Annotated in this window: 19 protein-coding genes; 8 read left to right on the forward strand and 11 right to left on the reverse strand. The window is 55.6% G+C overall.

The window, feature by feature from the left end; all coding sequences use genetic code 11:
• Positions 1-6 precede the first annotated feature (6 nt).
• Together zapD and coaE are read right to left on the reverse strand one after the other, a co-directional pair.
• Complete coding sequence (gene zapD / locus ACOTWU_RS10720) at positions 7-750, reverse strand: cell division protein ZapD (protein WP_017383779.1); 744 nt, start codon at positions 748-750, stop codon at positions 7-9.
• The gene (gene coaE / locus ACOTWU_RS10725; RefSeq protein ID WP_017383778.1) at positions 750-1370 is read right to left on the reverse strand and encodes a dephospho-CoA kinase; all 621 of its coding nucleotides are present in this window, start codon (positions 1368-1370) and stop codon (positions 750-752) included. Before coaE ends, zapD begins: the two co-directional genes overlap by 1 nt.
• Positions 1371-1598: 228 nt before the next feature.
• On the opposite strand from coaE, the gene ACOTWU_RS10730 reads away from it, so the two are divergent.
• Positions 1599-2642, forward strand: a complete 1044-nt coding sequence (locus ACOTWU_RS10730) for a GMP reductase (RefSeq protein WP_017383777.1) — start codon at positions 1599-1601, stop codon at positions 2640-2642.
• A gap of 33 nt (positions 2643-2675) precedes the next feature.
• On the opposite strand, the gene hofC is transcribed toward ACOTWU_RS10730, so the two are convergent.
• The 4 genes from hofC to nadC form a co-directional block, all read right to left on the reverse strand.
• On the reverse strand, positions 2676-3860 hold the full coding sequence (gene hofC, locus ACOTWU_RS10735) for a protein transport protein HofC (RefSeq protein WP_252049382.1): 1185 nt from the start codon (positions 3858-3860) through the stop codon (positions 2676-2678).
• Positions 3850-5229, reverse strand: a complete 1380-nt coding sequence (gspE, locus tag ACOTWU_RS10740; RefSeq protein ID WP_126498695.1) for a type II secretion system protein GspE — start codon at positions 5227-5229, stop codon at positions 3850-3852. Before gspE ends, hofC begins: the two co-directional genes overlap by 11 nt.
• A gap of 12 nt (positions 5230-5241) precedes the next feature.
• Positions 5242-5679, reverse strand: coding sequence for a prepilin peptidase-dependent pilin (gene ppdD / locus ACOTWU_RS10745; RefSeq protein ID WP_015572680.1), 438 nt, complete (start codon positions 5677-5679; stop codon positions 5242-5244).
• A 174-nt stretch (positions 5680-5853) separates the two neighbouring features.
• Positions 5854-6747 (reverse strand): carboxylating nicotinate-nucleotide diphosphorylase, encoded by an 894-nt coding sequence (nadC, locus tag ACOTWU_RS10750; RefSeq protein ID WP_015572681.1) that lies wholly within the window; start codon positions 6745-6747, stop codon positions 5854-5856.
• An 87-nt stretch (positions 6748-6834) separates the two neighbouring features.
• Between nadC and ampD the strand changes: the two genes are divergently transcribed.
• Both ampD and ampE read left to right on the forward strand, forming a co-directional pair.
• Positions 6835-7398, forward strand: a complete 564-nt coding sequence (ampD, locus tag ACOTWU_RS10755) for a 1,6-anhydro-N-acetylmuramyl-L-alanine amidase AmpD (protein ID WP_017694507.1) — start codon at positions 6835-6837, stop codon at positions 7396-7398.
• A complete protein-coding gene (gene ampE, locus ACOTWU_RS10760) occupies positions 7395-8249 on the forward strand; it encodes a beta-lactamase regulator AmpE (protein ID WP_003856320.1) in 855 nt (284 codons plus the stop codon). The genes ampD and ampE overlap by 4 nt, the downstream gene beginning before the upstream one ends.
• A gap of 18 nt (positions 8250-8267) precedes the next feature.
• Here the strand turns inward: ampE and ACOTWU_RS10765 are convergent, their stop codons facing one another.
• From ACOTWU_RS10765 to aroP, 3 genes are all read right to left on the reverse strand, one after another.
• The gene (locus ACOTWU_RS10765) at positions 8268-9218 is read right to left on the reverse strand and encodes a family 43 glycosylhydrolase (RefSeq protein WP_126498694.1); all 951 of its coding nucleotides are present in this window, start codon (positions 9216-9218) and stop codon (positions 8268-8270) included.
• A gap of 10 nt (positions 9219-9228) precedes the next feature.
• Positions 9229-10626 (reverse strand): glycoside-pentoside-hexuronide (GPH):cation symporter, encoded by a 1398-nt coding sequence (locus tag ACOTWU_RS10770; RefSeq protein ID WP_126498693.1) that lies wholly within the window; start codon positions 10624-10626, stop codon positions 9229-9231.
• A gap of 164 nt (positions 10627-10790) precedes the next feature.
• A complete protein-coding gene (gene aroP, locus ACOTWU_RS10775) occupies positions 10791-12161 on the reverse strand; it encodes an aromatic amino acid transporter AroP (protein ID WP_015572685.1) in 1371 nt (456 codons plus the stop codon).
• A 537-nt stretch (positions 12162-12698) separates the two neighbouring features.
• Here aroP and pdhR point away from each other — a divergent pair.
• The 4 genes from pdhR to lpdA all read left to right on the forward strand — a co-directional run bounded on the left by pdhR (position 12699) and on the right by lpdA (position 19760).
• Complete coding sequence (pdhR, locus tag ACOTWU_RS10780) at positions 12699-13463, forward strand: pyruvate dehydrogenase complex transcriptional repressor PdhR (RefSeq protein WP_015572686.1); 765 nt, start codon at positions 12699-12701, stop codon at positions 13461-13463.
• A 123-nt stretch (positions 13464-13586) separates the two neighbouring features.
• Positions 13587-16250: a pyruvate dehydrogenase (acetyl-transferring), homodimeric type gene (aceE, locus tag ACOTWU_RS10785; protein ID WP_003856315.1), complete on the forward strand. Its 2664-nt coding sequence runs from the start codon at positions 13587-13589 to the stop codon at positions 16248-16250.
• A 14-nt stretch (positions 16251-16264) separates the two neighbouring features.
• Complete coding sequence (gene aceF / locus ACOTWU_RS10790) at positions 16265-18160, forward strand: pyruvate dehydrogenase complex dihydrolipoyllysine-residue acetyltransferase (protein WP_017694504.1); 1896 nt, start codon at positions 16265-16267, stop codon at positions 18158-18160.
• Between the two features lie 175 nt (positions 18161-18335).
• A complete protein-coding gene (gene lpdA, locus ACOTWU_RS10795; RefSeq protein ID WP_003856313.1) occupies positions 18336-19760 on the forward strand; it encodes a dihydrolipoyl dehydrogenase in 1425 nt (474 codons plus the stop codon).
• 52 nt (positions 19761-19812) lie between these two features.
• Here the strand turns inward: lpdA and ACOTWU_RS10800 are convergent, their stop codons facing one another.
• Together ACOTWU_RS10800 and ACOTWU_RS10805 are read right to left on the reverse strand one after the other, a co-directional pair.
• A complete protein-coding gene (locus ACOTWU_RS10800) occupies positions 19813-20604 on the reverse strand; it encodes a DUF2950 family protein (RefSeq protein ID WP_040117221.1) in 792 nt (263 codons plus the stop codon).
• Positions 20605-20614: 10 nt separating this feature from the next.
• Positions 20615-22069, reverse strand: a complete 1455-nt coding sequence (locus tag ACOTWU_RS10805) for a DUF3300 domain-containing protein (RefSeq protein ID WP_126498691.1) — start codon at positions 22067-22069, stop codon at positions 20615-20617.
• 449 nt (positions 22070-22518) lie between these two features.
• On the opposite strand from ACOTWU_RS10805, the gene acnB reads away from it, so the two are divergent.
• Entirely contained in the window at positions 22519-25116 is a 2598-nt protein-coding gene (gene acnB, locus ACOTWU_RS10810) for a bifunctional aconitate hydratase 2/2-methylisocitrate dehydratase (protein WP_017383766.1), read from the forward strand.
• Positions 25117-25298 lie beyond the last annotated feature (182 nt).

Here is a 25298-nt window from a genome sequence, read left to right on the forward strand (position 1 = left end):
CACTCCTTAACAACAGGCCAGTTCAAAATCGAGGCGTTCCGGCACGGTGCCATGTTCACTGTCCAGCGGCATAAAGCGGATCGCGAAACGGCTTTTATGTCCGGAAATTTGCGGGTAAAGCTGCTCGCCAAGAGACAGGTTCAGGCGCAGAAGATCGGCGTCGTCGCCGTTATCCTGATAGAAACCGTTGAGACTGGTTTGTTTGCGGAACGGGGCAGAGTTACGCACAAGATCGAGGATCAGGGATAACGTCTGATTCATCGGCTCCAGGCTGCCCAGCCAGCTGTTCACCTGGCGATCGCGCTGTTCCTGCGGCATGTGCAGCCACATATGCAGCGTTGGCAGGTCAAAGCTACAGCATCCGCCCGGTATGCTCAGGCGCTGGCGCACCAGCGCAATCAGACGATCCTCTCGTAAAAACTGGCCAACGCGCGGCGCGGCCATCAGGGTCGTGCTGCTGTTTTTCAGCTGCTTGCGTAAAGCGTCAATTCGACTTTGATCCACGCCCGGTACTTCGGCCCAGGCCTGTAATTTACGCTGCTGGCGCTCCAGCTCTTTCAACAGCTCAGTGCGGACGTCGCCGCGTTCAATCACATCCAGCAGATCGCCCACGTTGCGGAAAAAATGCAGCGCGGTGGCGTGATCGTTGACAGGCAGATGTTGTGAAAGCTGTTGAATAAGAAATTCTATGCGTAGCCAGGTACGCATTTTTTCGTTAAGCGGGTGCTCAAAAAGGATATGAGTCGACATTATGGTTTTTCCTGTGCAACGGCCTGCGCGGCGAAGGTCAGATACTGCGCGTGCAGACGAGCAACATCCGATGCAATGGCATCTGGTGCGCCGTTATTATCAATAACATCATCCGCAATGGCGAGGCGCGCTTCGCGCGTGGCCTGTGCGGCAAGAATTTGTTCAGCATGCTCGCGAGAAACATTGTCACGCGCCATGGTTCTCTGGATTTGCGTTTCGCGGGAAACGTCAATCACCAGCGTTCTGTCTGCTTTATTTTGAAGCTGATTTTCCACCAGTAACGGGACCACCCACAACACATAGGGCGAAAGGGCTGCGGCAATCTGACGCTGAGTTTCCTGGTGGATAATGGGGTGGAGCAGGGCATTAAGCCAGGCTTTTTCCGCTGGATCGGAAAATATGCACTCACGCAGCTGCCGACGATTCAGGGTGCCGTCAGCCTGTATCACACGGCGACCAAAATGCGCTTCGATGGCGTTTAAGGCGGGTGTATTGGGTTCTACCACCTGACGGGCAATGATATCGGCGTCGATAATCGTGATGCCGAGACGAGCAAACGCGTGCGCAACGGTGCTTTTACCACTACCGATGCCGCCGGTTAATGCGACGATATACCCCATTAAATCAGATCCTGGGAATTATTCAGTTTTAAAATCAGTTGCTTAAAATTCAAACTTACAACAGCCAATGTTTAGCTCTCTTTACCCGCTTTTTACCAGGTAAATTTATAGGATTGTAGCGTAAAAAAAGAGAATTTCGCAGTCTTGCGGAGCAGGTATTAGTGCGTATGATAGCGTCACTGGAGTTGTGCTTTTAATATATTTGCCTCTAACCCCAGGAATCCGCACATGCGTATCGAAGAAGATCTGAAGTTAGGTTTCAAAGACGTTCTTATCCGCCCTAAACGCTCTACACTGAAAAGTCGCTCAGACGTTGAACTCGAACGTCAATTCACCTTTAAGCATTCCGGTCAGACGTGGTCTGGCGTGCCGATTATCGCGGCCAACATGGATACCGTCGGGACCTTCGAGATGGCGACCGCACTGGCGCAATTCGACATCCTTACTGCGGTACACAAACACTACAGCGCTGAAGAGTGGGATGCGTTTGTCGCCTCCGCCTCGGCTGACGTGGTGAAGCATGTGATGGTCTCGACCGGTACCTCTGATGCAGATTTCGAGAAAACCAAACAGATCCTGAACGCCAATCCAGCGCTGAATTTTGTCTGCATTGACGTGGCAAATGGTTATTCCGAGCATTTCGTTCAGTTCGTCAGCAAGGCACGTGAGGCCTGGCCAACCAAAACCATCATCGCGGGCAACGTGGTGACCGGTGAAATGTGTGAAGAGCTGATCCTCTCCGGGGCCGACATTGTAAAAGTTGGCATTGGCCCGGGGTCCGTTTGCACCACGCGCGTGAAAACCGGTGTGGGTTATCCGCAGCTGTCTGCGGTAATTGAATGCGCTGACGCTGCGCACGGTCTGGGCGGCCAGATCATCAGCGACGGTGGCTGCACCATGCCAGGCGATGTCGCGAAAGCCTTCGGCGGCGGCGCGGATTTCGTGATGCTCGGCGGCATGCTGGCAGGCCACGAAGAGAGCGGCGGTACCGTGGTGGAAGAAAACGGTGAGAAGTTCATGCTGTTCTACGGAATGAGCTCTGAATCCGCGATGACCCGTCACGTGGGCGGTGTCGCGAAATACCGTGCGGCGGAAGGCAAAACCGTTAAGCTGCCACTGCGTGGTCCGGTCGAAAACACGGCGCGCGATATCCTCGGCGGTCTGCGTTCTGCCTGCACCTACGTTGGTGCTTCCCGCCTGAAAGAGCTGACGAAACGCACGACGTTTATCCGCGTTCAGGAGCAGGAAAACCGCGTATTCAATAGCCTCTGACGGCTACGGCTGGCGCGCGTCCGTGCGCCAGCATTACCCCGCGCTCATTGCATCCCCCAGATGGAAAATCGGCAAATACATTGCCACCACCAGCGTGCCAATAATCAGACCCGTCACGACCAGTAGCAAAGGCTCAAGAAGCGCCGCCAGATTGTCTGCCTGCTGAAATGTCTGTTCCGTATGGTGGCGGGCCAGATTCATCAGCATCACATCCAGTGAACCCGACACTTCTCCGGTGCGAATGAGCTGAATACACAGTGGCGTAAAAACAGAGGCCTTCTGGAAGGAGGACCACACGGGCATCCCCTGTTCGATATCGCTGCGTATCTCACGGAGTTTCTCCTGCCAGTAGCCCCTCTCAACGGTCTCCTCCACACTCTCCAGTCCTTGTAAAAAGGCAATTCCGGCCTGCTGGGTTAATGACAGCACGGTAAAAATCTGCCCCAGTTTTTGCCCGCGCGTCAGCGTGCCCATCACCGGTACGTGTAACAAGACATACTGCCAGCGTGGATGCCGCCGCAGCTTACAGGCGATGACAACCATTGCCACGAGCAGGGTCAAAAGGGTGAGGATATGCGCCTGAACCAAGGCCGCCAGCCCCATGACTGCCTGCGTGAGCAAAGGGAGCGGGGTGTTGAACGTTTTGTAGATTGCAGCAAACTCAGGCAAAACCAGCGTGACCATCGCCAGCACCACGAAAACGGCCAGCGTCAGGATGATCAGCGGATAGCGCAGCGCTTTCTTCACCTTCGCACTGAGCTGCTGCTGGGATTTTTGTTGCTGCGCAAGCTGACGGCAGCAGGCTTCGAGCTTACCCGTCAGCTCACCCGTCTTCACCATTGAAACATAAAGAGGGCTAAACACCTCTAGCCATTTCTTCATGGCCTCTGACAGGGCGCAACCTTCGCTCAGGTCATCAGCAAGACTGTGCAGCAGCGCCTGCCAGTGCTGCAAAGGATGCTGTTCCGCCAGCATGTGCAGGCTTTGGGATAGCGTGAGTCCAGCCTGTAGCAGCGTGGCGAGCTGGCGAAAAATATCGTAGCAGTGCTGCACCTGCCATCGGTGGCGCTGCTGACAGCGTTTTAGCGCCAGCGGGTGCAGTTGTTTAAGCACCAGAGCCGTGTAAGCTGCGTCACGGTCGATGGCCCAGAGGGTGCCGGTTTGCACCTCCCCCTCGGTGTTCAGGGCACGCCAGCGCCAGAGCGAATTAGCAGCCATCGGGCATTCCCAGGACGCGCAACAGCTCTTCGAGCGTGGTCAGCCCTTGTTCTACGGCCATGCAGCCATGCTCAAACAAAGAGGTCATTCCCGCCTGACGAGCGCTGGACCCAATCACCTCCGTGCTTGCTCCGCTGGCGATGGCCTGCCGCAGCGTGTCGTCGATGACGAGCACTTCAAAAATGGCTACGCGACCATAAAAACCGTGGTAGCAGCGATCGCAGCCGGTGGGTTGCCAGCGAGGAAGCGGCCGGGGCCACAGCGTGCGGGGTAATTCGGTGTGGCGGCTGGTTTCCTGTCGGCAGTACGGACATAAACGGCGCACCAGTCGCTGGGCAATCACCATCGAGAGCGCCGAAGAGATCATCCAGCGCGCGACGCCCATCTGTTGCAGTCTTACCAGCGTTTCAGTCGTCGAATTAGTATGGAGGGTGGACAGCACCAGATGTCCGGTTTGCGCCGCCTTAATGGCAATTTCTGCCGTTTCGCCGTCACGAATTTCACCCACCATAATGATGTCAGGATCCTGCCTGAGCAGGGCACGCAGCACGCTCTGGAAGGTCAGCCCCGCGCGCGGATTAATCTGCGTCTGGTTTAAGCCTGCAAGCGGGATTTCAACGGGATCTTCCACGCTGCAAATATTGACGTCAGGGGTATTTCGCACCTGTAACGCGCTGTACAGCGTCACTGTTTTCCCGCTACCGGTCGGGCCGGTGACCAGAATCAACCCCTGAGGGCTGTTAAGCGCCCCGGCAAAACGGGCCTGCTGGTCTGCGCTCATCCCCAGCTGTTCAAGCTCCAGTGCCTGCTGTACCTGGTGAAGCAGACGAAGCACGATTTTTTCTCCACCACTACAGGGAAGGGTTGCGATACGAAAAGAGACGGGGACGCTTGCCAGCTCCACCGTAAACTGGCCGTCCTGCGGCAGGCGGCGCTCCGCAATATCCAGTTGACCCAGCACCTTCAGGCGTGCGGCAAGCGTCGTCCCGAGGGCGGCAGAGATCGGCAGTTGCGGGTAGAGAACACCGTCGATTCGCAAACGGATCTGGTAGCCGTGCTCCGTCGGTTCAATATGGATGTCAGAAGCCCGCTGGTTTACTGCCTGCTGCAAGGTTGTACTGAGCACGTCAGCGGCTGAGTTTGGCGCTATGCCCGGCAGGTGTGATGATGAGACGGACTGAAGCCGTTTTTCCATCCGTTCTGCCGTCCAGCACTCAATATCAATACGCTTCTGCGTGGCGAAGCGTAACGCTTCCATCAGCTCAGAGGCAGGATTACCCACCACCGCAATGCTGATCATATCGGTGTCGCTTGCGAGTAGCAGTGCGTGATGGCGCTGACAGAGCGTCATTAGCTGTTCGGTATTCATTGTCCACTCCTGTCAGTTGTTGTCGAAGCGGAAAACATCTTCACAAGCTTGTCTGAGCGCCGTGTCGGACGCAATTTTGCAGTCACGCGTCCAGCCCGTCATACCGTTACCGTCGCTCCAGATCGGTGTCATGAGCACTTCAAGTCCGTTAAGGCTTTCCTGCCCTGTTAACGATACGGCCCCCTTTGCCACGCTCATCGCTGAAACGTAACGTGTGGTTGTCGGGGAGGGGATGCCATTGGTGCCTGCGTCGCAGCTATCCACACCACCACGATCCAGGGCGCAAAGCTCAATGGCGGTGCGGTAGGGGATGAACGTTTGCAGCATATCGGTGAGCGCGGCTTTTCGCAGGTAGTTCTGATAAGCCGGAACGCCAATCGCGCTCAGGATGGCAATAATGCCAATGACCACCATTAGCTCAATCAGGGTAAATCCTTGTTGTCTGTTCATGTCTGCTCCTTACGTTAAGTGGCGCTACTGTGGCAGTGCCAGCATGCAGAAACGAGGGACAAAAGCGTGAACGTGAAGGGGCTTTCAGGGAAATGATTCAGTGTTGCAGAGAAGGACAGCGTAATTGCGAGCGGTTTCGTATTTCCCCTCTCCGGGCGGAGAGGGGAGGCTAATTTATTTGAAGCGCATCGAGAGGTCGAGGGCACGGACGTGCTTGGTCAGGGCGCCAACGGAGATGTAATCGACGCCGGTTTCAGCAAATTCGCGGATGGTGTCGAACGTCACGTTGCCGGACACCTCAAGCTGCGCCTGGCCGTTTGTGCGTTTGACCGCTTCACGCATCTGCTCCGTGTCGAAGTTATCGAGCATGATGATGTCAGCCCCCGCTTTAATGGCCTCGTCCAGCTCCTCCAGCGTTTCCACTTCCACTTCGACCGGCACATCCGGATGCAGCCAGAAGGCTTTTTCCACGGCCTGACGCACCGAGCCAGAGGCAATAATGTGGTTCTCTTTGATCAGGAAGGCATCGGATAGCCCCAGACGATGGTTGGCGCCGCCACCGCAGAGTACCGCGTATTTCAGCGCGGTCCGCAGGCCCGGCAGGGTTTTACGGGTATCCAGCAGCTGCGTGCGGGTGCCTGCCAGCAGGTCAACGTAGCGGCGTACTTCACTGGCAACGCCAGAGAGCGTTTGCACAAAATTGAGCGCGGTGCGTTCGCCGGTCAGCAAGACGCGGGACGGGCCGTCCAGCTCGAACAGTGGCTGATTCGCCGTGACCGCATCACCGTCTTCAACGTGCCATGTTACCTGCACCTCGTCGCCTGCCAGCTGGGTAAAGACCTCCTCAACCCAGCGTTTTCCGCAGAAGACTCCCGCTTCGCGGGTGATGATCACCGCATGCGAGCGCGTCTCTTTTGGCAACAATTGGGCGGTAATATCGTTATCGGCGCTGACGTCGCCGCCGAGATCTTCTTTCAGGGCATGGGCAACGCTTGCCGGGATATCACTATTAATACGTTCCAGAAGCGCGTCACGTCGGTGGTCGGGGTTATAGCGGCGAGGCGGCATGATAAAACTCCAAATTGGTAACGAATCATAATATTGAAACATGCTACTCTGAACCGAGTAACAGCACCATAGATAAGGAGTTCCAGCATGTTGTTAGAAAACGGATGGCTGGTGGACGCGCGGCATGTACCGTCGCCGCACCACGACTGCCGCCCGGAGGATGAAAAGCCCACACTGCTGGTGGTTCACAATATTAGTCTCCCGCCGGGTGAGTTTGGCGGTCCGTGGATCGATGCGTTATTCACTGGAACGATAGATCCCGATGCCCACCCCTTCTTTGCTGAGATTGCGCATCTGCGCGTATCGGCGCACTGTCTGATCCGTCGTGATGGCGAAGTGGTTCAGTATGTTCCTTTTGATAAGCGTGCCTGGCATGCCGGCGTGTCGATGTATCAGGGACGCGAGCGGTGCAATGATTTCTCCATTGGAATTGAACTGGAAGGAACGGACACCACGCCTTACACCGATGCGCAATATGAGAAACTGGTTGCTGTAACGCAAACGTTAATCGGGCGCTATCCCGCCATTGCAGACAATATTACAGGGCACAGCGACATCGCCCCCGAAAGAAAAACCGACCCCGGCCCGGCGTTTGACTGGTCCCGGTTTCACGCCATGCTTACCACGTCGTCAGATAAGGAGATAACATGACGTTGTTTACCATGCTGCTGGTTATGATCGCTGAACGCCTGTTTAAGCTCGGCGAGCACTGGCATCTGGATCATCGGCTGGAGGTGTTATTCCGCCGCATCAGGCATTTTTCCATGCTGCGCACGCTGCTAATGGCGGCAGGCGTGATGGCGATTACGTTCCTGTTGCTGCGCTCGCTTTACGGCCTCTTTTTCAACGTGCCGCTGCTGGTGGTGTGGATCCTGCTCGGCGTGCTGTGTATTGGCGCGGGCAAGGTGCGTTTGCACTATCACGCGTATCTGAAAGCCGCTTCCCGGGATGATGCCCACGCGCGCGGCGCGATGGCGAGCGAGTTGACGATGATCCACGGCGTACCGCCGGATTGCGATGAACGCGAGTTTCTGCGGGAGCTGCAAAACGCGCTGCTGTGGATCAACTTCCGTTACTACCTGGCGCCGCTGTTCTGGTTCGTGGTGGGCGGACCCTGGGGGCCGGTACTGCTGATGGGTTATGCGTTCCTGCGCGCCTGGCAGACCTGGCTTGCCCGCTATCTTACGCCGCATGAACGTCTACAGTCCGGCATTGATGCCATCCTGCACGTGCTCGACTGGCTTCCGGTGCGTCTGGTAGGCGTGGTCTATGCCCTCATCGGTCACGGTGAAAAGGCGCTGCCCGCGTGGTTTGTCTCCCTTGCAGACCGCCATACCTCGCAGTATCAGGTTTTAACCCGACTGGCACAGTTCTCGCTGGCGCGTGAGCCGCACACGGACAAAGTCGCAACGCCAAAAGCTGCCGTCTCGATGGCGAAGAAAACATCCTTTGTGGTGGTGGTGATTGTGGCGCTGCTGACGATTTACGGCACGCTGGTCTAAGCCAGCGCGCCGAAGCTGTTACGGCGTGTCCACGGGCGGGATGCCGAAATCAGGCATCCCGTTTTCGTTCCAGCGGACGAGTTTCAGGCGAGTATGGCGATTGGGATCGTAAAGTGGATCGCCTTCAATTTCAGTGTAGTTTCGCGCGTGGTAGACCAGCACATCTTCGCCTTCCGGCGTCTGCGTAAAGCTGTTATGGCCTGGCCCATACTGACGGTTTTCGTAGCTGGTGACGAACACCGGGCGCGGGGATTTATGCCAGTTAGCCGGGTTTTGCGGATCGGCATTCAGGTCTGCCCACAGTAATCCCATGCAGTAGTTCTCGTCGGTGGCGCTGGCGGAATAGCTGATAAACAGCTTATCGCCATGGAACAGCACCGCCGGGCCTTCGTTGACCCAGAACCCACGGCACTCCCAGTCATATTCCGGTTTACTGAGCATCACCGGCTCGCCTTTCAGCGTCCACGGATTTTCCATTTCACACAGGTAAAGATTGGAGTTACCGGAAATGTCCGGGGCTTTTTGCGCCCACAGATACCAGCGTTTACCCTGATGAACAAAGGTGGTGGCATCCAGCGCGAAGGTGTCAAACGGGGTTTTGATTTGCCCTTTTTCCACCCACGTACCGGTGAGCGGATCGCGATCTGCACATTCAATGGCAAACATGCGATGCTGGAACATCCCGAGCTGATCGAGCGCCTGGGTATGCGTGGCGGCAAAATAGATGTACCACCTGCCGTCGATATGATGCAGCTCCGGCGCCCAGATCAGCTGGCTCATCGGGCCGGTGTCGGGCTTGCGCCAGACAATCACCTCTTCGGCATCGCGTAAACCTTCCAGCGAGTCCGCGCGGCGGATCGCCAGCCGATCGTACCCCGGTACGGAGGCGATAAAGTAATATTGCCCATCGTGACGCAGGATATACGGGTCGGCGCGTTGTTCAATAAACGGGTTTGGCCAGGTTTGCATTCGGCTTTCCTTATTTAGTCTCAGCGGCTTTGAGTTCCTGATAATCGTTCAGCTCGCGATAGTTGGTGCGACGCTTTTCCAGATCGGACTGGATCTGCTTCATGGTCTCACGGTCCACTTTCAGCAGACGTACTACGCCCGCGGTAATTAAGTATCCAATGCCGGGAATGACGGTAAACAGCAGCACGATCCCGTTGATGGCGTCCGCGCTCTGCGCTTTTGCGCCCGCGTCGTAGCCGTACCAGGAGAGCAGGAAGCCGACCATTGCCCCGGCAATCGCCAGACCCAGCTTCAGGAAGAAGATGTTGCCGGAGAAGCTGATCCCGGTGATGCGTTTCCCGGTTTTCCATTCACCGTAGTCGTCCACGTCGGCCATCAGCGACCAGTGCAGCGGTGACGGGATCTGGTGCAGAATGTTCAGCAGGAAGTAGAGCACGACAATGGTTGTCGTCGCTTTCGGGTCGAAGAAGTAAAAGGCGCAGGAGAAAATCGCCAGCACGATGTTGGTCCAGAAGAAGACCTTCAGCTTACACCAGCGGTCGGTCAGCACTTTCGCCAGCATACTGCCGAACATCATGCCGACCACGCCCAGGCTGATAAACAGCGTGGCGAAATGGGTGCTTTGCCCCATGACCCAGGTGACGTAATACATGGTGGCCGCCATGCGGATAAAGCCAGGGCAGACGTTGCACAGGGTTAACAGCAGGATCCGCACCCACTGGTCATTCTTCCACACGTCTTTCAGGTCGTTTTTCAGTTCGTCATGGGTTTGCACTGCCGGACGCACGCGCTCGCGCACCGTGGCGAAGCAGAACAGGAACATGCAGGTACCAATCAGCGCCAGCACGGTCATCGCCATCTGGTAGCCTTTGGCTTTGTTATCCCCACCGAACCAGTCGGCCATCGGCAGGAGCGTTAGCGACAGCAGCAGAGTGGCGATACCAACCATAACAAAACGGTAGGACTGGCAGGCAACGCGCTCTTTCGGATCGTTGGTGATCACGCCGCCCAGCGAGCAGTAGGGAATGTTGATAGCCGTATAGGTCAGCGACAGCAGGAAGTAGGTGACAAAGGCATAGATAACTTTGCTGTTATAGCTCCACTCCGGCGTGGTGAACATCAGAATGCTGAACAGCGCATAGGGGAAGGCAATCCACAGCAGCCATGGACGAAACCGGCCATATTTGCTGCGGGTACGGTCGGCAATCGCGCCCATAATTGGGTCCGTGATGGCATCAATGACGCGTACGGACAGGAGTAAAATGCCAACCAGTGCAGGAGCCAGACCAAAAATATCCGTATAAAAGTAGTTAACAAATAACATGATGGCGCCAAAGATAATGTTGCATCCGGCGTCACCCATGCCATAGCCGATCTTTTCTTTTACTGACAGTTTGTTGTTATTCATCGACAGCTCTCCGGGTTTCGGTATGGAGAGAATTATTCGCTGGCAAACGAATATATGCGTTGCAATATAAAGGCGGTGATATGGAGGATTTTGCTGTAGGCGCGAATTTGTGAGGAAGGTAACAAGACGCTGTACCCGCAACCGCGAGTACAGCGAGAAAACACTTAGTGCGCTTTCACCGTTTTGGCATTTTTCTGTTTCACCATATAACCCACGCCGAGGATCGCAATCCAGACCGGGATCAGGTAGACGGAAATCGCCATGCCTGGGGTGATGAGCATGATGACCAGCACAGCTGCCATGAACAGCAGGCAAACCCAGTTCCCCAGCGGATAGAGCAGGGCAGGGAAGCGCGTGGTTACGCCCTGCTGGTGCTTGGCGCGGCGGAACTTGATGTGCGCGAGGCTAATCATCGCCCAGTTAATCACCAGCGCGGAAACCACCAGCGCCATCAGCAGACCGAAGGCAGATTCCGGTGCCAGGTAGTTAATCAGAACGCACAGCGCCGTCACGACCGCCGACACGATGATGGTATTAACCGGTACGCCACGCTTATCAACGGTAAGCAGCGCTTTCGGTGCGTTGCCCTGTTGCGCCAGGCCGAACAGCATACGGCTGTTGCAGTAAACGCAGCTGTTATAAACGGAGAGCGCGGCGGTCAGCACCACGACGTTGAGCGCGTTCGCCACGAAGGTGTCGCCCAGCTCGTGGAAGATGAGCACAAACGGGCTGGTATCCGCCGTCACGCGCGTCCATGGCAGCAGGGAGAGCAGGACCGCCAGGGAGCCCACATAGAAGATCAGAATACGGTAGATAACCTGGTTAGTGGCTTTCGGGATGCTCTGCTCCGGGTTGTCGGCTTCCGCGGCGGTGATGCCCACCAGCTCCAGACCGCCGAAGGAGAACATGATAATTGCCATCATCATCACCAGACCGGTCATGCCGTGCGGCAGGAACCCGCCTTGCTCCCAAAGGTTGCGCACGGTGGCCTGTGGACCGCCGTTGCCGCTGAACAGCAGCCAGCCGCCGAAGATGATCATCGCTACAACGGCAATCACTTTGATGATGGCAAACCAGAACTCCATCTCACCAAACACTTTTACGTTGGTCAGGTTAATGGCATTGATAATGACGAAGAAGGCCGCCGCAGACGCCCAGGTGGGGATCTCCGGGTACCAGAACTGAATGTATTTCCCAACGGCGGTCAGCTCGGCCATGGCAACCAGAACGTACAGAACCCAGTAGTTCCACCCCGAGGCGAAACCTGCGAAGCTGCCCCAGTATTTATAGGCGAAGTGGCTGAATGAGCCTGCGACCGGCTCCTCAACAACCATTTCACCTAACTGGCGCATAATCAGAAATGCAATAAAACCCGCAATCGCGTACCCCAGAATAATGCCCGGACCGGCCGACTGGATAACCGATGCACTGCCCAGAAACAGGCCAGTACCAATAGCACCGCCCAGGGCGATGAGCTGAATATGGCGGTTTTTAAGGCCGCGCTTTAGCTGATCGCCATGCTGTTGAGCTTCCATTTGAAACCTCGTGTGTGGTTGTTATGTTCACGCTGTGCGTGTGTAATTATGAAAGTCCATATTCTGTATTTATTTCTTTACGGTTAACGATACCGAAAAAAGCGGAGATGGCTTCCGTTAGCGCAAGAATAGTGGTAAGCGCCAGCGAATGCACCTGCTTTATGAAGGGATGAAGACGACTTGAATAAAAAGAAACCAATTGTAAATCGGTACGTTAACCCCTCATACCCCAACCTATAGAATAGAAATGCGTCAGAAGAGGGCGAATTTTCATTTTTTGCCTTGTTGAATCGCTTCAGATTGCAAAAACCCTCGTTTCATTATGGTTAAAACTGCCTCTTTGGTAGTAACCATTTCATTTGTGCAAAGTTACATTCCTGAAACGTTAGTTCTGTAAGGTTGTTAAAATGTGCCGGGTTTACTGATTTCAATCAAAACCAATATGGACAGAAGGTGAATACTTTGTTACTTTAGCGATACGAACATGAAATTGGTAAGACCAATTGACTCCGGGCAAAAAGGCGTAAGACAGGGAATATGGCCTACAGCAAAATTCGCCAACCAAAACTTTCCGATGTGATTGAGCAGCAGCTGGAGTTTTTGATTCTCGAAGGGACACTGCGCCCGGGCGAGAAGCTCCCGCCAGAACGCGAGCTGGCAAAACAGTTCGACGTTTCACGCCCCTCTCTGCGTGAGGCGATTCAACGTCTCGAAGCAAAGGGCCTGTTGCTCCGTCGCCAGGGTGGCGGAACCTTTGTGCAAAACAGCCTGTGGCAGAGCTTCAGCGACCCGCTGGTAGAACTTCTCTCTGACCACCCAGAATCCCAGTTTGATCTGCTTGAGACCCGTCACGCGCTGGAAGGTATCGCGGCCTATTACGCCGCCCTTCGCAGCACTGATGAAGACCGCGTACGTATTCGCGAGCTGCATCAGGCCATTGAACGGGCACAGCAGTCCGGCGATTTAGACGCCGAGTCCAATGCCGTCGTCCAGTATCAAATTGCCGTCACCGAAGCGGCGCACAACGTGGTGCTCCTCCATCTGCTACGCTGCATGGAGCCGATGCTGGCCCAGAACGTTCGTCAGAATTTTGAATTGTTGTATGCCCGTCGGGAGATGCTCCCGCTGGTAAGCAACCATCGCACCCGAGTATTCGAGGCGATAATGGCCGGGGAACCGGAGCAGGCGCGCGAAGCGTCGCACCGCCATCTGGCTTTCATTGAGGAAATCTTGCTGGACCGCAGCCGTGAACAATCGCGTCGCGAACGTTCATTACGCCGCATACAGCAACGAAAGGATTAAGCGCCAGGTACTTTTAGAGCGCGGCAACTAAACGCAGAACCTGTCTTATTGTGTTTTCTGGCGAAAATACAATGGGACAGGTTCCAGACAAATCAACGTATTAGATAGATAAGGAATACCCCCATGTCAGAACGTCTCCAAAATGACGTGGATCCGATCGAAACTCGCGACTGGCTACAGGCGATCGAATCGGTCATCCGTGAAGAAGGTGTTGAGCGCGCTCAGTATCTGATTGATCAGCTGCTTTCAGAAGCACGCAAAGGCGGCGTGAAAGTGGCTTCAGGTGCAGGGGCTAGCAACTACGTAAACACGATTGCCGTCGAAGACGAACCGGAATACCCGGGCAATCTGGATCTGGAACGCCGTATCCGTTCTGCTATCCGCTGGAACGCCATCATGACCGTTCTGCGCGCATCCAAGAAGGACCTGGAACTGGGTGGCCACATGGCGTCCTTCCAGTCTTCTGCGACCATTTACGAAGTGTGCTTCAACCACTTCTTCCGTGCAGCTAACGAGAAAGATGGCGGCGATCTGGTGTACTTCCAGGGCCACATCTCTCCGGGCATCTATGCACGTGCCTTCCTGGAAGGTCGTCTGACTGAAGAGCAGATGAACAACTTCCGTCAGGAAGTTCACGGTAAGGGTCTGTCTTCTTACCCGCACCCTAAACTGATGCCTGAGTTCTGGCAGTTCCCGACCGTATCTATGGGTCTGGGTCCAATCGGTGCGATCTATCAGGCTAAATTCCTGAAGTACCTGGAACACCGTGGTCTGAAAGACACCTCTGAGCAGACCGTTTACGCCTTCCTGGGCGACGGTGAAATGGATGAGCCAGAATCTAAAGGCGCGATCACCATCGCGACCCGTGAGAAGCTGGACAACCTGTGCTTCATCATCAACTGTAACCTGCAACGTCTGGATGGTCCGGTAACCGGTAACGGCAAGATCATCAACGAACTGGAAGGCATCTTCGCAGGTGCTGGCTGGAACGTGATCAAAGTGATGTGGGGCGGTCGTTGGGATGAGCTGCTGCGCAAAGACACCAGCGGTAAACTGATCCAGCTGATGAACGAAACCGTTGACGGCGACTACCAGACCTTCAAATCCAAAGACGGTGCCTACGTTCGTGAGCACTTCTTCGGCAAATATCCTGAAACCGCAGCCCTGGTTGCAGACTGGACTGACGAGCAGATCTGGGCGCTGAACCGCGGTGGTCACGATCCGAAGAAAGTTTACGCTGCACTGAAAAAAGCGCGTGAAACCAAAGGTAAAGCGACTGTGATCCTGGCCCACACCATTAAAGGTTACGGCATGGGTGATACCGCAGAAGGTAAAAACATCGCTCACCAGGTTAAGAAAATGAACATGGACGGCGTGCGTTATATCCGCGATCGTTTCAACGTTCCAGTGACCGATGAGCAGGTAGAAAAACTGTCTTACATCACCTTCCCGGAAGGTTCTGAAGAGCACAAGTACCTGCACGAACGTCGTCAGGCGCTGAAAGGCTACCTGCCTGCTCGTCAGCCTAACTTCACCGAGAAGCTGGAACTGCCAGCGCTGGAAGATTTCTCTCAGCTGCTGGAAGAGCAGAACAAAGAGATCTCTACCACTATCGCTTTCGTTCGTGCCCTGAACGTGATGCTGAAGAACAAGTCGATCAAAGATCGTCTGGTTCCAATCATCGCCGACGAAGCGCGTACTTTCGGTATGGAAGGTCTGTTCCGTCAGATCGGTATCTACAGCCCGAACGGTCAGCAGTACACCCCGCAGGACCGTGAGCAGGTTGCATACTACAAAGAAGACGAGAAAGGTCAGATCCTTCAGGAAGGTATCAACGAACTGGGTGCAGGCGCATCCTGGCTGGCTGCTGCGACTTCTTACAGCACCAACAACCTGCCGATGATCCCGTTCTACATCTACTACTCCATGTTCGGGTTCCAGCGTATCGGTGACCTGTGCTGGCAGGCAGGCGACCAGCAGGCTCGCGGCTTCCTGATTGGTGGTACTTCTGGTCGTACGACCCTGAACGGTGAAGGTCTACAGCACGAAGATGGTCACAGCCACATTCAGTCTCTGACTATCCCTAACTGTATCTCTTACGACCCGTCTTACGCGTACGAAGTAGCAGTCATCATGCATGACGGCTTGCAGCGCATGTACGGTGAAGCGCAAGAGAATATTTACTACTACATCACCACCCTGAACGAAAACTACCACATGCCGGCAATGCCAGCAGGTGCCGAGGAAGGTATCCGTAAAGGTATCTACAAACTCGAAACCATCGAAGGTAGCAAAGGTAAAGTTCAGCTGCTGGGCTCCGGTTCTATCCTGCGTCACGTTCGTGAAGCAGCGCAGATCCTGGCGAAAGACTACGGTGTGGGTTCCGATGTGTACTCTGTTACCTCCTTCACTGAACTGGCGCGTGATGGCCAGGATTGTGAGCGCTGGAACATGCTGCACCCAATGGAAACTCCACGCGTTCCGTACATCGCTCAGGTGATGAACGACGCGCCAGCGGTGGCGTCTACTGACTACATGAAACTGTTCGCTGAGCAGGTTCGTACTTACGTTCCAGCTGATGATTATCGCGTACTGGGTACTGACGGCTTCGGTCGTTCTGACAGCCGCGAAAACCTGCGTCACCACTTCGAAGTTGATGCTTCCTACGTGGTAGTAGCAGCACTGGGCGAACTGGCTAAACGTGGCGAAATCGATAAGAAAGTGGTTGCAGACGCAATCACCAAATTCAACATCGATGCAGATAAAGTTAACCCGCGTCTGGCGTAAGAGGTAAAAGAATAATGGCTATCGAAATCAATGTACCGGACATCGGGGCTGATGAAGTTGAAATCACCGAGATCCTGGTCAAAGTGGGCGACAAAGTTGAAGCTGAACAGTCGCTGATCACCGTAGAAGGCGACAAAGCTTCTATGGAAGTCCCGTCTCCTCAGGCTGGCATCGTTAAAGAGATTAAAGTCTCTGTTGGCGATAAAACCGAGACCGGTAAACTGATCATGATTTTCGATTCCGCCGACGGTGCAGCAGCTGCTGCACCTGCGCAGGAAGAGAAGAAAGAAGCCGCTCCTGCTGCTGCTCCAGCAGCGGCCGCGGCAGCGAAAGAAGTGAACGTGCCTGACATCGGCGGTGACGAAGTTGAAGTCACTGAAATCCTGGTGAAAGTGGGCGATACCGTTGCGGCCGAGCAGTCACTGATCACCGTAGAAGGCGACAAAGCCTCTATGGAAGTGCCGGCACCGTTCGCGGGTACCGTTAAAGAGATCAAGATCAACACCGGCGACAAAGTGTCTACGGGTTCCCTGATCATGATTTTCGAAGTGGCGGGCGCTGAAGGCGCTGCGGCTCCAGCGAAAGCGGAAGCTGCTCCGGCTCCGGCTGCTGCACCAGCGGCTGCTGGCGGCGTGAAAGACGTTAACGTACCGGACATCGGCGGTGACGAAGTTGAAGTGACCGAAGTGATGGTAAAAGTGGGCGACAAAGTTGCCGCTGAACAGTCACTGATCACCGTTGAAGGCGACAAAGCTTCTATGGAAGTGCCTGCGCCGTTCGCCGGTACCGTTAAAGAGATCAAAATCAACACCGGCGACAAAGTATCTACCGGCTCTCTGATCATGGTCTTCGAAGTGGAAGGCGCAGCACCTGCCGCCGCTCCAGCTGCCGCGGCTGCTCCGGCACCGGCTGCTGCACCGGCTCAGGCTGCTAAACCGGCTGCTGCCCCTGCTGCTAAAGCAGAAAAATCTGAGTTCGCTGAAAACGACGCTTACGTCCACGCGACTCCGCTGATTCGTCGCCTGGCGCGCGAATTCGGTGTGAACCTGGCGAAAGTGAAGGGCACTGGTCGTAAAGGCCGTATCCTGCGCGAAGACGTTCAGGCTTACGTGAAAGATGCGGTGAAACGCGCCGAAGCTGCACCTGCTGCTGCCGGTGGCGGTATCCCGGGCATGCTGCCATGGCCGAAAGTGGACTTCAGCAAGTTCGGTGAAATCGAAGAAGTGGAACTGGGCCGTATCCAGAAAATCTCGGGTGCTAACCTGAGCCGTAACTGGGTAATGATCCCGCACGTTACCCACTTCGATAAGACCGATATCACCGATCTGGAAGCGTTCCGTAAACAGCAGAACGCCGAAGCTGAGAAGCGTAAGCTGGACGTGAAGTTCACTCCAGTGGTCTTCATCATGAAAGCGGTTGCCGCTGCCCTTGAGCAGATGCCTCGCTTCAACAGCTCCCTGTCCGAAGACGGCCAGAAGCTGACGCTGAAGAAGTACATCAACATCGGTGTTGCGGTTGATACGCCAAATGGTCTGGTTGTTCCGGTCTTCAAAGACGTGAACAAGAAGAGCGTCACTGAGCTGTCCCGTGAGCTGACCACCATCTCCAAAAAAGCGCGTGATGGTAAGCTGACTGCCGGCGAAATGCAGGGCGGCTGCTTCACTATCTCCAGCATCGGCGGCCTGGGTACCACCCACTTCGCGCCGATTGTGAACGCGCCGGAAGTGGCTATCCTCGGTGTGTCCAAGTCCGCGATGGAGCCGGTGTGGAATGGCAAAGAGTTCGTGCCGCGTCTGATGATGCCAATCTCTCTGTCCTTCGACCACCGCGTGATCGACGGGGCTGATGGTGCGCGTTTCATCACCATCATCAACAACATGCTGAGCGACATTCGCCGCCTGGTGATGTAATCGAAAAGCCGGCCAGTCGGCCGGCTTTTTTCTGATAATCTCATGGGGTTTTTGAGGTTATTGGTGAAAGCGATAATTCGTGAGCCGTTTGTTGTTTCAAAATTGTTAACAATTTTGTAAAATACGGGCGGATAGAACGACCCGGTGGACGACGGGTATACATTAAGAGGTCATGATGAGCACAGAAATCAAAACTCAGGTCGTAGTACTTGGGGCAGGCCCGGCAGGTTACTCCGCAGCATTTCGCGCCGCGGATTTAGGTCTGGAAACCGTCATCGTAGAACGTTACAGCACCCTCGGCGGTGTTTGTCTGAACGTCGGCTGTATCCCTTCTAAAGCGCTGCTGCACGTAGCGAAAGTTATCGAAGAAGCCAAAGCGCTGGCTGAACACGGTATCGTCTTCGGCGAGCCGAAAACCGACATCGACAAAATTCGTACCTGGAAAGAGAAAGTTATCACTCAGCTGACCGGCGGTCTGGCGGGTATGGCCAAAGGCCGTAAAGTGAAAGTGGTAAACGGTCTGGGTAAATTCACCGGTGCGAACACCCTGGAAGTGGAAGGCGAAAACGGCAAAACCGTGATTAACTTCGACAACGCGATCATCGCGGCAGGCTCTCGCCCAATCGAACTGCCATTCATTCCACATGAAGATCCACGCGTGTGGGATTCCACCGATGCGCTGGAGCTGAAAACCGTTCCTAAGCGCCTGCTGGTTATGGGCGGCGGTATCATCGGTCTGGAAATGGGTACCGTGTACCATGCGCTGGGTTCAGAGATTGACGTGGTTGAAATGTTCGACCAGGTTATCCCGGCTGCCGACAAAGACATCGTTAAAGTCTTCACCAAACGCATCAGCAAGAAATTCAACCTGATGCTGGAAACCAAAGTGACTGCCGTTGAAGCGAAAGAAGACGGTATTTACGTTTCCATGGAAGGCAAAAAAGCCCCATCCGAACCACAGCGTTACGACGCCGTGCTGGTGGCTATCGGTCGTGTGCCGAACGGTAAAAACCTCGACGCGGGCAAAGCTGGCGTGGAAGTGGACGACCGTGGCTTCATCCGCGTTGACAAACAGCTGCGCACCAACGTGCCGCACATCTTTGCTATCGGCGATATCGTCGGTCAGCCAATGCTGGCGCACAAAGGTGTTCACGAAGGTCACGTTGCCGCTGAAGTTATCGCCGGCATGAAGCACTACTTCGATCCGAAAGTGATCCCATCTATCGCGTACACCGAGCCAGAAGTTGCATGGGTCGGTCTGACTGAGAAAGAAGCGAAAGAGAAAGGCATTAGCTATGAAACCGCCACCTTCCCGTGGGCTGCTTCTGGCCGTGCTATCGCATCCGACTGCGCAGACGGTATGACCAAACTGATCTTCGACAAAGAGACTCACCGCGTGATCGGTGGTGCGATTGTCGGTACCAACGGCGGCGAGCTGCTGGGTGAAATCGGTCTGGCTATCGAAATGGGCTGTGACGCGGAAGACATCGCGCTGACCATCCACGCTCACCCGACTCTGCACGAGTCCGTGGGCCTGGCGGCAGAAGTGTTTGAAGGTAGCATCACCGACCTGCCAAACGCGAAAGCGAAGAAGAAATAAGTTTCTTCAGATGAAAAAAGCGGCCTCAGGCCGCTTTTTTTATGCGCCGCGTTCAGGGGGTGACAGGCTGCCAGGTTTTATCCGGGTGGTATGCAGCGAGCGCCTGCGCTTTTTGTGCCGAATCGTTGCCGAGATTTGCCTGATGCACCTTGTCATCCTGGTTAACGACAAAGCTCATTACCCCCGTCTGACCATAGCTCACGGGCCAGGCAACCATCGCAAAGCCATTTTTATCCGGCAGAATGCGGAACCGATAGCCGTGATAGCCCATACCCGGCTCCGGCGGGCTGAAGGCGGGACCCAGCGGGCTTGGCGCTTCGCCCGGCGAGATGGGCCAGTACAGGCCGTCTTTTAGCCCTGGCGTGCTGACAATCTTCTGCGCATAGCGGTGGTTCATGGCGTAGTAGCTCTGCTGTGCGTCGACGTAGGCGTGCAGCGCTTCGATAGCCGCGAGTTCGTTGCGGCCGATTTCGCGGGTCAGGATCTCATCAGCCGCTTTCTGCATATCAAATTGCCAGCCCTCTTTTTTCTTCACTACCGGTATGGGGAGTTGCCAGCCGTTATCGCCAACTGACAGATGGGCAATATCGCCGCTGATTTCGGTACGATGGTTAATCTTCCAGTCACGCAGGAATCGAGCTACCGCCTCCGGATCAACCCCTTCAGGTGGCAGATAGTCGCGCCAGTTATCCCCCAGCAGGTCGGCCATCGCGCTCTCATTCTGCTCGCTGATGGCCTTCGTCAGGGCATTGGCCGCCTGCTCAGGCGTGGAGAAAGATTGCTGGGCGCAGGCGAAGGTGGATACCATCAACAACAGCATTCCACCGATCGGTTTCATGTTCATAGCGGCTTCCTTAACGACGATGGAATTCACGGTGTTCGGTATGATGTTCGGACAGCTGCTGGCGGCTTTGCAGCCCGCGCTGGTGCTGGGCCTGCCAGTTGGCCGAGCGGCTGTCGTTGCCGCTCAGGGCGTTTGCCCGCAGCGGCTGATGCTGAACCTGCGTCGGGCGTCTGGTTTGCGCAAGAGTATTATTCATCTGTTGTGCGTGGGGCCGCGCGCTGTCGTAGCCGCGATAGTTGCTGCGCTGAGAGAGCTGCTTCAGCTGCTGCGCGGACGCTGAATGTTGCGGGAAATGCGCGTCGCCATGCTGTAGCTGTATGAGGGTTTTGCCCGTCGACTGCTGTATCTGCGCCATCGCAGCCTGCCGCTGGCTATTGCGGTTGACCGTCTGCTGCCGGGTAGCGCTCAGCCCTCCCGGCACTGAAGTCTGATGATAGCGGCTGGCAAGCTGGCTATTGGCGTAGGGCACGCCGTTGCGGTAGGCCGGATTATGCTGCCAGACCTGATGATTATCGGTACGGTGCTCGCCGGTGATCTTATTGAAGTTATTAACATTAATATTAATGTTATCGCCGTTATGCGAATAACCGCCGTGGTGATCGTCATCATGATCGTGATGATGTTCGTCGTCATCGTCCCAGTCTATGTTACTGAACAGCGCATAGGTAGTGGCTACGCCGAGGCTATAGCCAAAGCCTCTGACAAAACTATTGGTAAACTGCTGGCCGGGAGACGGGGGCAGATACACAGGCGGATAGCTGGCGTTTGGCCACGTGCCGTAAACGGTGGAAGGGTTGTAGGTAGGGACATAAACCACCTGTGGATCGGCTGGCTCAATTTTAATCACCGTCGGACTAGCCGACGTTGACGTCGCGGCTGTACTGGTGGAGGCTGGCGCAGATTTTTTCACGGTGGTGACGGTCTGCTGCGGGGTGGATTGCAACGTGCCTGTCTGCTGCGCGAGCAGGCGCAGACGCTGCACGGAATCCATCACATCCTTTGGCTGGGCCAGAAAGGCGTCGCCGAGGCTCTGTACCCACGACGGGTTTTCTCCCATCAACGACATTAACTGCGGAAAGGCGACCAGCGATTTCACGCTGGCATCCCATGGCTGCCCGCTGACCGCCTGAATGGCGGTATCGCCCTGCATTTTAGGGTTGTCCTTTGACCACTGGGCGGCCTGAATCACGCTCGCCGGATAGGTTGAGGCCATCAGAATTTGCGACAGCAGCGCGTCGGGATAGAGCGCAATGGGCGCTGTCCACTGATCGATCTGCGCGGCGGTATAGGCCGGAGTCGCCACCGGGGCAGGTTGTGCTGTCGGGGCGGGGAGCTGCGGGGCTACCGGCGCAAGTGCGGGAGCGGGTTCCGTTGCGCGGCTTTTAACGAACATGACGCCCGAGGCGGCAAACAGCCCCGCACTGCAAAGCAGAACAAGAAGATGTGGTTTAAAAGGCAACTTCATAGATTGACTCCAACGAGACGAGTGCAGTGCCGTGAGGCGTTGCTGTTGCCGCGAGTATCATTCACCCGTGTTTTACAGTTTTGACTTTTGTTGGGAAAACCTCCGAAGCATCCGGATAAAGAGTGTGAGTATTTATTACACAATTATATCGGATGGCTGAGCAGGCGACGGACATTCAGAAGGCCGCTCTTGCGAGCGGCCAGCAGCTAGCTGCTGGGGTGGCGACAAACTTACGGAACTGCTTTCGGGCCCGGTGACGGGGTGCTATACCATGCTTAACGATTCAGCAAATTTTTTAATGTTGCTTTTTTGTAAACAGATTAACACTGTGCAGAAATCCTGCTATGCTGCCCGACGCGGTATCGGGCATTTACCCTACAAACTGCTGTCTCACAGGAGCGTGAAGAGAACGCCCGCCGCATATGACAATGAGAGCGAGGAGAACCGTCGTGCTAGAAGAATACCGTAAGCACGTAGCAGAACGTGCCGCCGAGGGAATTGTACCCAAACCGTTAGATGCAACCCAAATGGCCGCGCTCGTCGAGCTGCTGAAGAACCCGCCTGAGGGCGAAGAAGAATTCCTGTTAGATCTGCTGATCAACCGTGTACCGCCTGGCGTAGATGAAGCTGCCTACGTAAAAGCCGGATTCCTTGCCGCCGTTGCCAAAGGCGAAGCCACCTCCCCACTGGTTACTCCTGAAAAAGCGATTGAACTGCTCGGCACCATGCAGGGCGGCTATAACATTCATCCGCTGATTGACGCGCTGGATAACGACAAGCTGGCGCCAATTGCTGCCAAAGCGCTCTCTTCAACGCTGCTGATGTTCGATAACTTCTACGATGTGGAAGAAAAAGCCAAAGCAGGCAACGTTTACGCGAAGCAGGTGATGCAGTCCTGGGCCGATGCCGAATGGTTCCTGAACCGCCCTCAGCTTGCTGAAAAAATTACCGTTACCGTCTTTAAAGTGACCGGTGAAACCAACACCGATGACCTTTCTCCGGCTCCGGATGCATGGTCTCGCCCGGATATCCCACTGCACGCCCTGGCGATGCTGAAAAACGCCCGTGAAGGCATTGAGCCGGATCAGCCAGGCGTGGTTGGCCCGATCAAACAGATCGAAGCCCTGCAACAAAAAGGTTTCCCGCTGGCTTACGTCGGTGATGTGGTCGGTACCGGTTCTTCCCGTAAATCCGCCACCAACTCCGTGCTGTGGTTCATGGGCGACGACATTCCGCACGTGCCGAACAAGCGCGGCGGCGGCCTGTGCCTCGGCGGCAAAATTGCGCCAATCTTCTTCAACACCATGGAAGATGCGGGCGCGCTGCCAATTGAAGTGGACGTGAGCAACCTGAACATGGGCGACGTGATTGACGTTTACCCGTATAAAGGCGAAGTGCGCAACCACGAAACCAACGAACTGCTGGCCAGCTTCGAACTGAAAACCGACGTGCTGATCGACGAAGTGCGTGCCGGTGGCCGTATTCCGCTGATCATCGGCCGTGGCCTGACCACCAAAGCGCGTGAAGCGCTGGGTCTGCCGCACAGTGACGTATTCCGTCAGGCGAAAGACGTGGCCGAGAGCAACCGCGGTTACTCTCTGGCGCAGAAAATGGTGGGTCGCGCCTGCGGCGTCACTGGTATCCGTCCTGGCGCGTACTGCGAACCGAAAATGACCTCCGTGGGGTCTCAGGACACCACTGGCCCAATGACCCGTGATGAACTGAAAGACCTGGCGTGCCTGGGCTTCTCTTCCGATCTGGTGATGCAATCCTTCTGCCACACCGCGGCGTATCCGAAGCCGGTTGACGTAACCACGCACCACACGCTGCCAGACTTCATTATGAACCGTGGCGGTGTCTCCCTGCGTCCGGGTGACGGCGTGATTCACTCCTGGCTGAACCGCATGCTTCTGCCAGATACCGTCGGTACCGGCGGTGACTCCCACACCCGTTTCCCAATCGGTATCTCCTTCCCGGCGGGCTCCGGTCTGGTGGCGTTTGCTGCGGCGACCGGCGTAATGCCGCTGGACATGCCTGAGTCGGTGCTGGTGCGCTTCAAAGGTAAAATGCAGCCGGGCATCACCCTGCGCGATCTGGTGCACGCGATCCCGCTGTATGCGATTAAACAGGGCCTGCTGACCGTTGAGAAGAAAGGGAAGAAAAACATCTTCTCCGGCCGTATCCTGGAAATTGAAGGTCTGCCGGATCTGAAAGTGGAGCAGGCGTTCGAGCTGACCGATGCCTCAGCCGAGCGTTCTGCGGCGGGCTGTACCATCAAGCTGAACAAAGAGCCGATTATTGAGTATCTGACCTCCAACATCGTGCTGCTGAAGTGGATGATAGCGGAAGGCTACGGCGACCGTCGTACGCTGGAGCGTCGTATTCAGGGCATGGAAAAATGGCTGGCGGATCCGCAGCTGCTGGAAGCCGACGCTGACGCAGAGTACGCGGCGGTGATTGAGATCGATCTGGCGGATATCAAAGAGCCAATCCTGTGTGCGCCTAACGATCCGGACGATGCGCGTCTGCTTTCTGACGTGCAGGGCGATAAGATCGACGAAGTGTTCATCGGCTCCTGTATGACCAACATCGGCCACTTCCGTGCTGCCGGTAAGCTGCTGGATACCCACAAAGGCCAGCTGCCGACCCGTCTGTGGGTGGCGCCGCCAACCCGTATGGATGCGGCGCAGCTGACCGAAGAGGGCTACTACAGCGTGTTTGGTAAGAGCGGGGCGCGTATCGAAATCCCTGGCTGTTCCCTGTGTATGGGCAACCAGGCGCGCGTGGCCGACGGTGCGACGGTGGTTTCCACCTCAACCCGTAACTTCCCTAACCGTTTAGGAACCGGGGCGAACGTTTACCTGGCCTCTGCGGAGCTGGCGGCGGTTGCGGCGCTGATTGGCAAACTGCCAACGCCGGAAGAGTACCAGACCTTTGTGGCTCAGGTAGATAAGACGGCGGTGGATACTTATCGTTATCTGAACTTCGACCAGCTCTCTCAGTACACCGAGAAGGCTGACGGGGTGATCTTCCAGACCGCAGTATAAATGCTACCCTCTCCCGTGGGAGAGGGGATGGGGGTGAGGGCACCAGACCGCTCCGCACCTGACCCATTGCCCGGTGGCGCTACGCTTACCGGGCCTACAAAACCCATCGCAACGTCGGTGGGTTTTTTATTTTCATTCCTCCCACCTCTCCCGCTTTTTTTCTTCCTCTCTGCTGCGATAAT

Source organism: Enterobacter cloacae complex sp. GYL001 (assembly GCF_049237125.1).
GTDB lineage: Bacteria > Pseudomonadota > Gammaproteobacteria > Enterobacterales > Enterobacteriaceae > Enterobacter > Enterobacter hormaechei_C.

Bases quoted from the DNA above. Each gene is read 5' to 3' on its own strand.
- zapD (WP_017383779.1), bottom strand. From the start codon at position 750: ATGTCGACTCATATCCTTTTTGAGCACCCGCTTAACGAAAAAATGCGT.
- coaE (WP_017383778.1), bottom strand. From the start codon at position 1,370: ATGGGGTATATCGTCGCATTAACCGGCGGCATCGGTAGTGGTAAAAGC.
- ACOTWU_RS10730 (WP_017383777.1), top strand. From the start codon at position 1,599: ATGCGTATCGAAGAAGATCTGAAGTTAGGTTTCAAAGACGTTCTTATC.
- hofC (WP_252049382.1), bottom strand. From the start codon at position 3,860: ATGGCTGCTAATTCGCTCTGGCGCTGGCGTGCCCTGAACACCGAGGGG.
- gspE (WP_126498695.1), bottom strand. From the start codon at position 5,229: ATGAATACCGAACAGCTAATGACGCTCTGTCAGCGCCATCACGCACTG.
- ppdD (WP_015572680.1), bottom strand. From the start codon at position 5,679: ATGAACAGACAACAAGGATTTACCCTGATTGAGCTAATGGTGGTCATT.
- nadC (WP_015572681.1), bottom strand. From the start codon at position 6,747: ATGCCGCCTCGCCGCTATAACCCCGACCACCGACGTGACGCGCTTCTG.
- ampD (WP_017694507.1), top strand. From the start codon at position 6,835: ATGTTGTTAGAAAACGGATGGCTGGTGGACGCGCGGCATGTACCGTCG.
- ampE (WP_003856320.1), top strand. From the start codon at position 7,395: ATGACGTTGTTTACCATGCTGCTGGTTATGATCGCTGAACGCCTGTTT.
- ACOTWU_RS10765 (WP_126498694.1), bottom strand. From the start codon at position 9,218: ATGCAAACCTGGCCAAACCCGTTTATTGAACAACGCGCCGACCCGTAT.
- ACOTWU_RS10770 (WP_126498693.1), bottom strand. From the start codon at position 10,626: ATGAATAACAACAAACTGTCAGTAAAAGAAAAGATCGGCTATGGCATG.
- aroP (WP_015572685.1), bottom strand. From the start codon at position 12,161: ATGGAAGCTCAACAGCATGGCGATCAGCTAAAGCGCGGCCTTAAAAAC.
- pdhR (WP_015572686.1), top strand. From the start codon at position 12,699: ATGGCCTACAGCAAAATTCGCCAACCAAAACTTTCCGATGTGATTGAG.
- aceE (WP_003856315.1), top strand. From the start codon at position 13,587: ATGTCAGAACGTCTCCAAAATGACGTGGATCCGATCGAAACTCGCGAC.
- aceF (WP_017694504.1), top strand. From the start codon at position 16,265: ATGGCTATCGAAATCAATGTACCGGACATCGGGGCTGATGAAGTTGAA.
- lpdA (WP_003856313.1), top strand. From the start codon at position 18,336: ATGAGCACAGAAATCAAAACTCAGGTCGTAGTACTTGGGGCAGGCCCG.
- ACOTWU_RS10800 (WP_040117221.1), bottom strand. From the start codon at position 20,604: ATGAACATGAAACCGATCGGTGGAATGCTGTTGTTGATGGTATCCACC.
- ACOTWU_RS10805 (WP_126498691.1), bottom strand. From the start codon at position 22,069: ATGAAGTTGCCTTTTAAACCACATCTTCTTGTTCTGCTTTGCAGTGCG.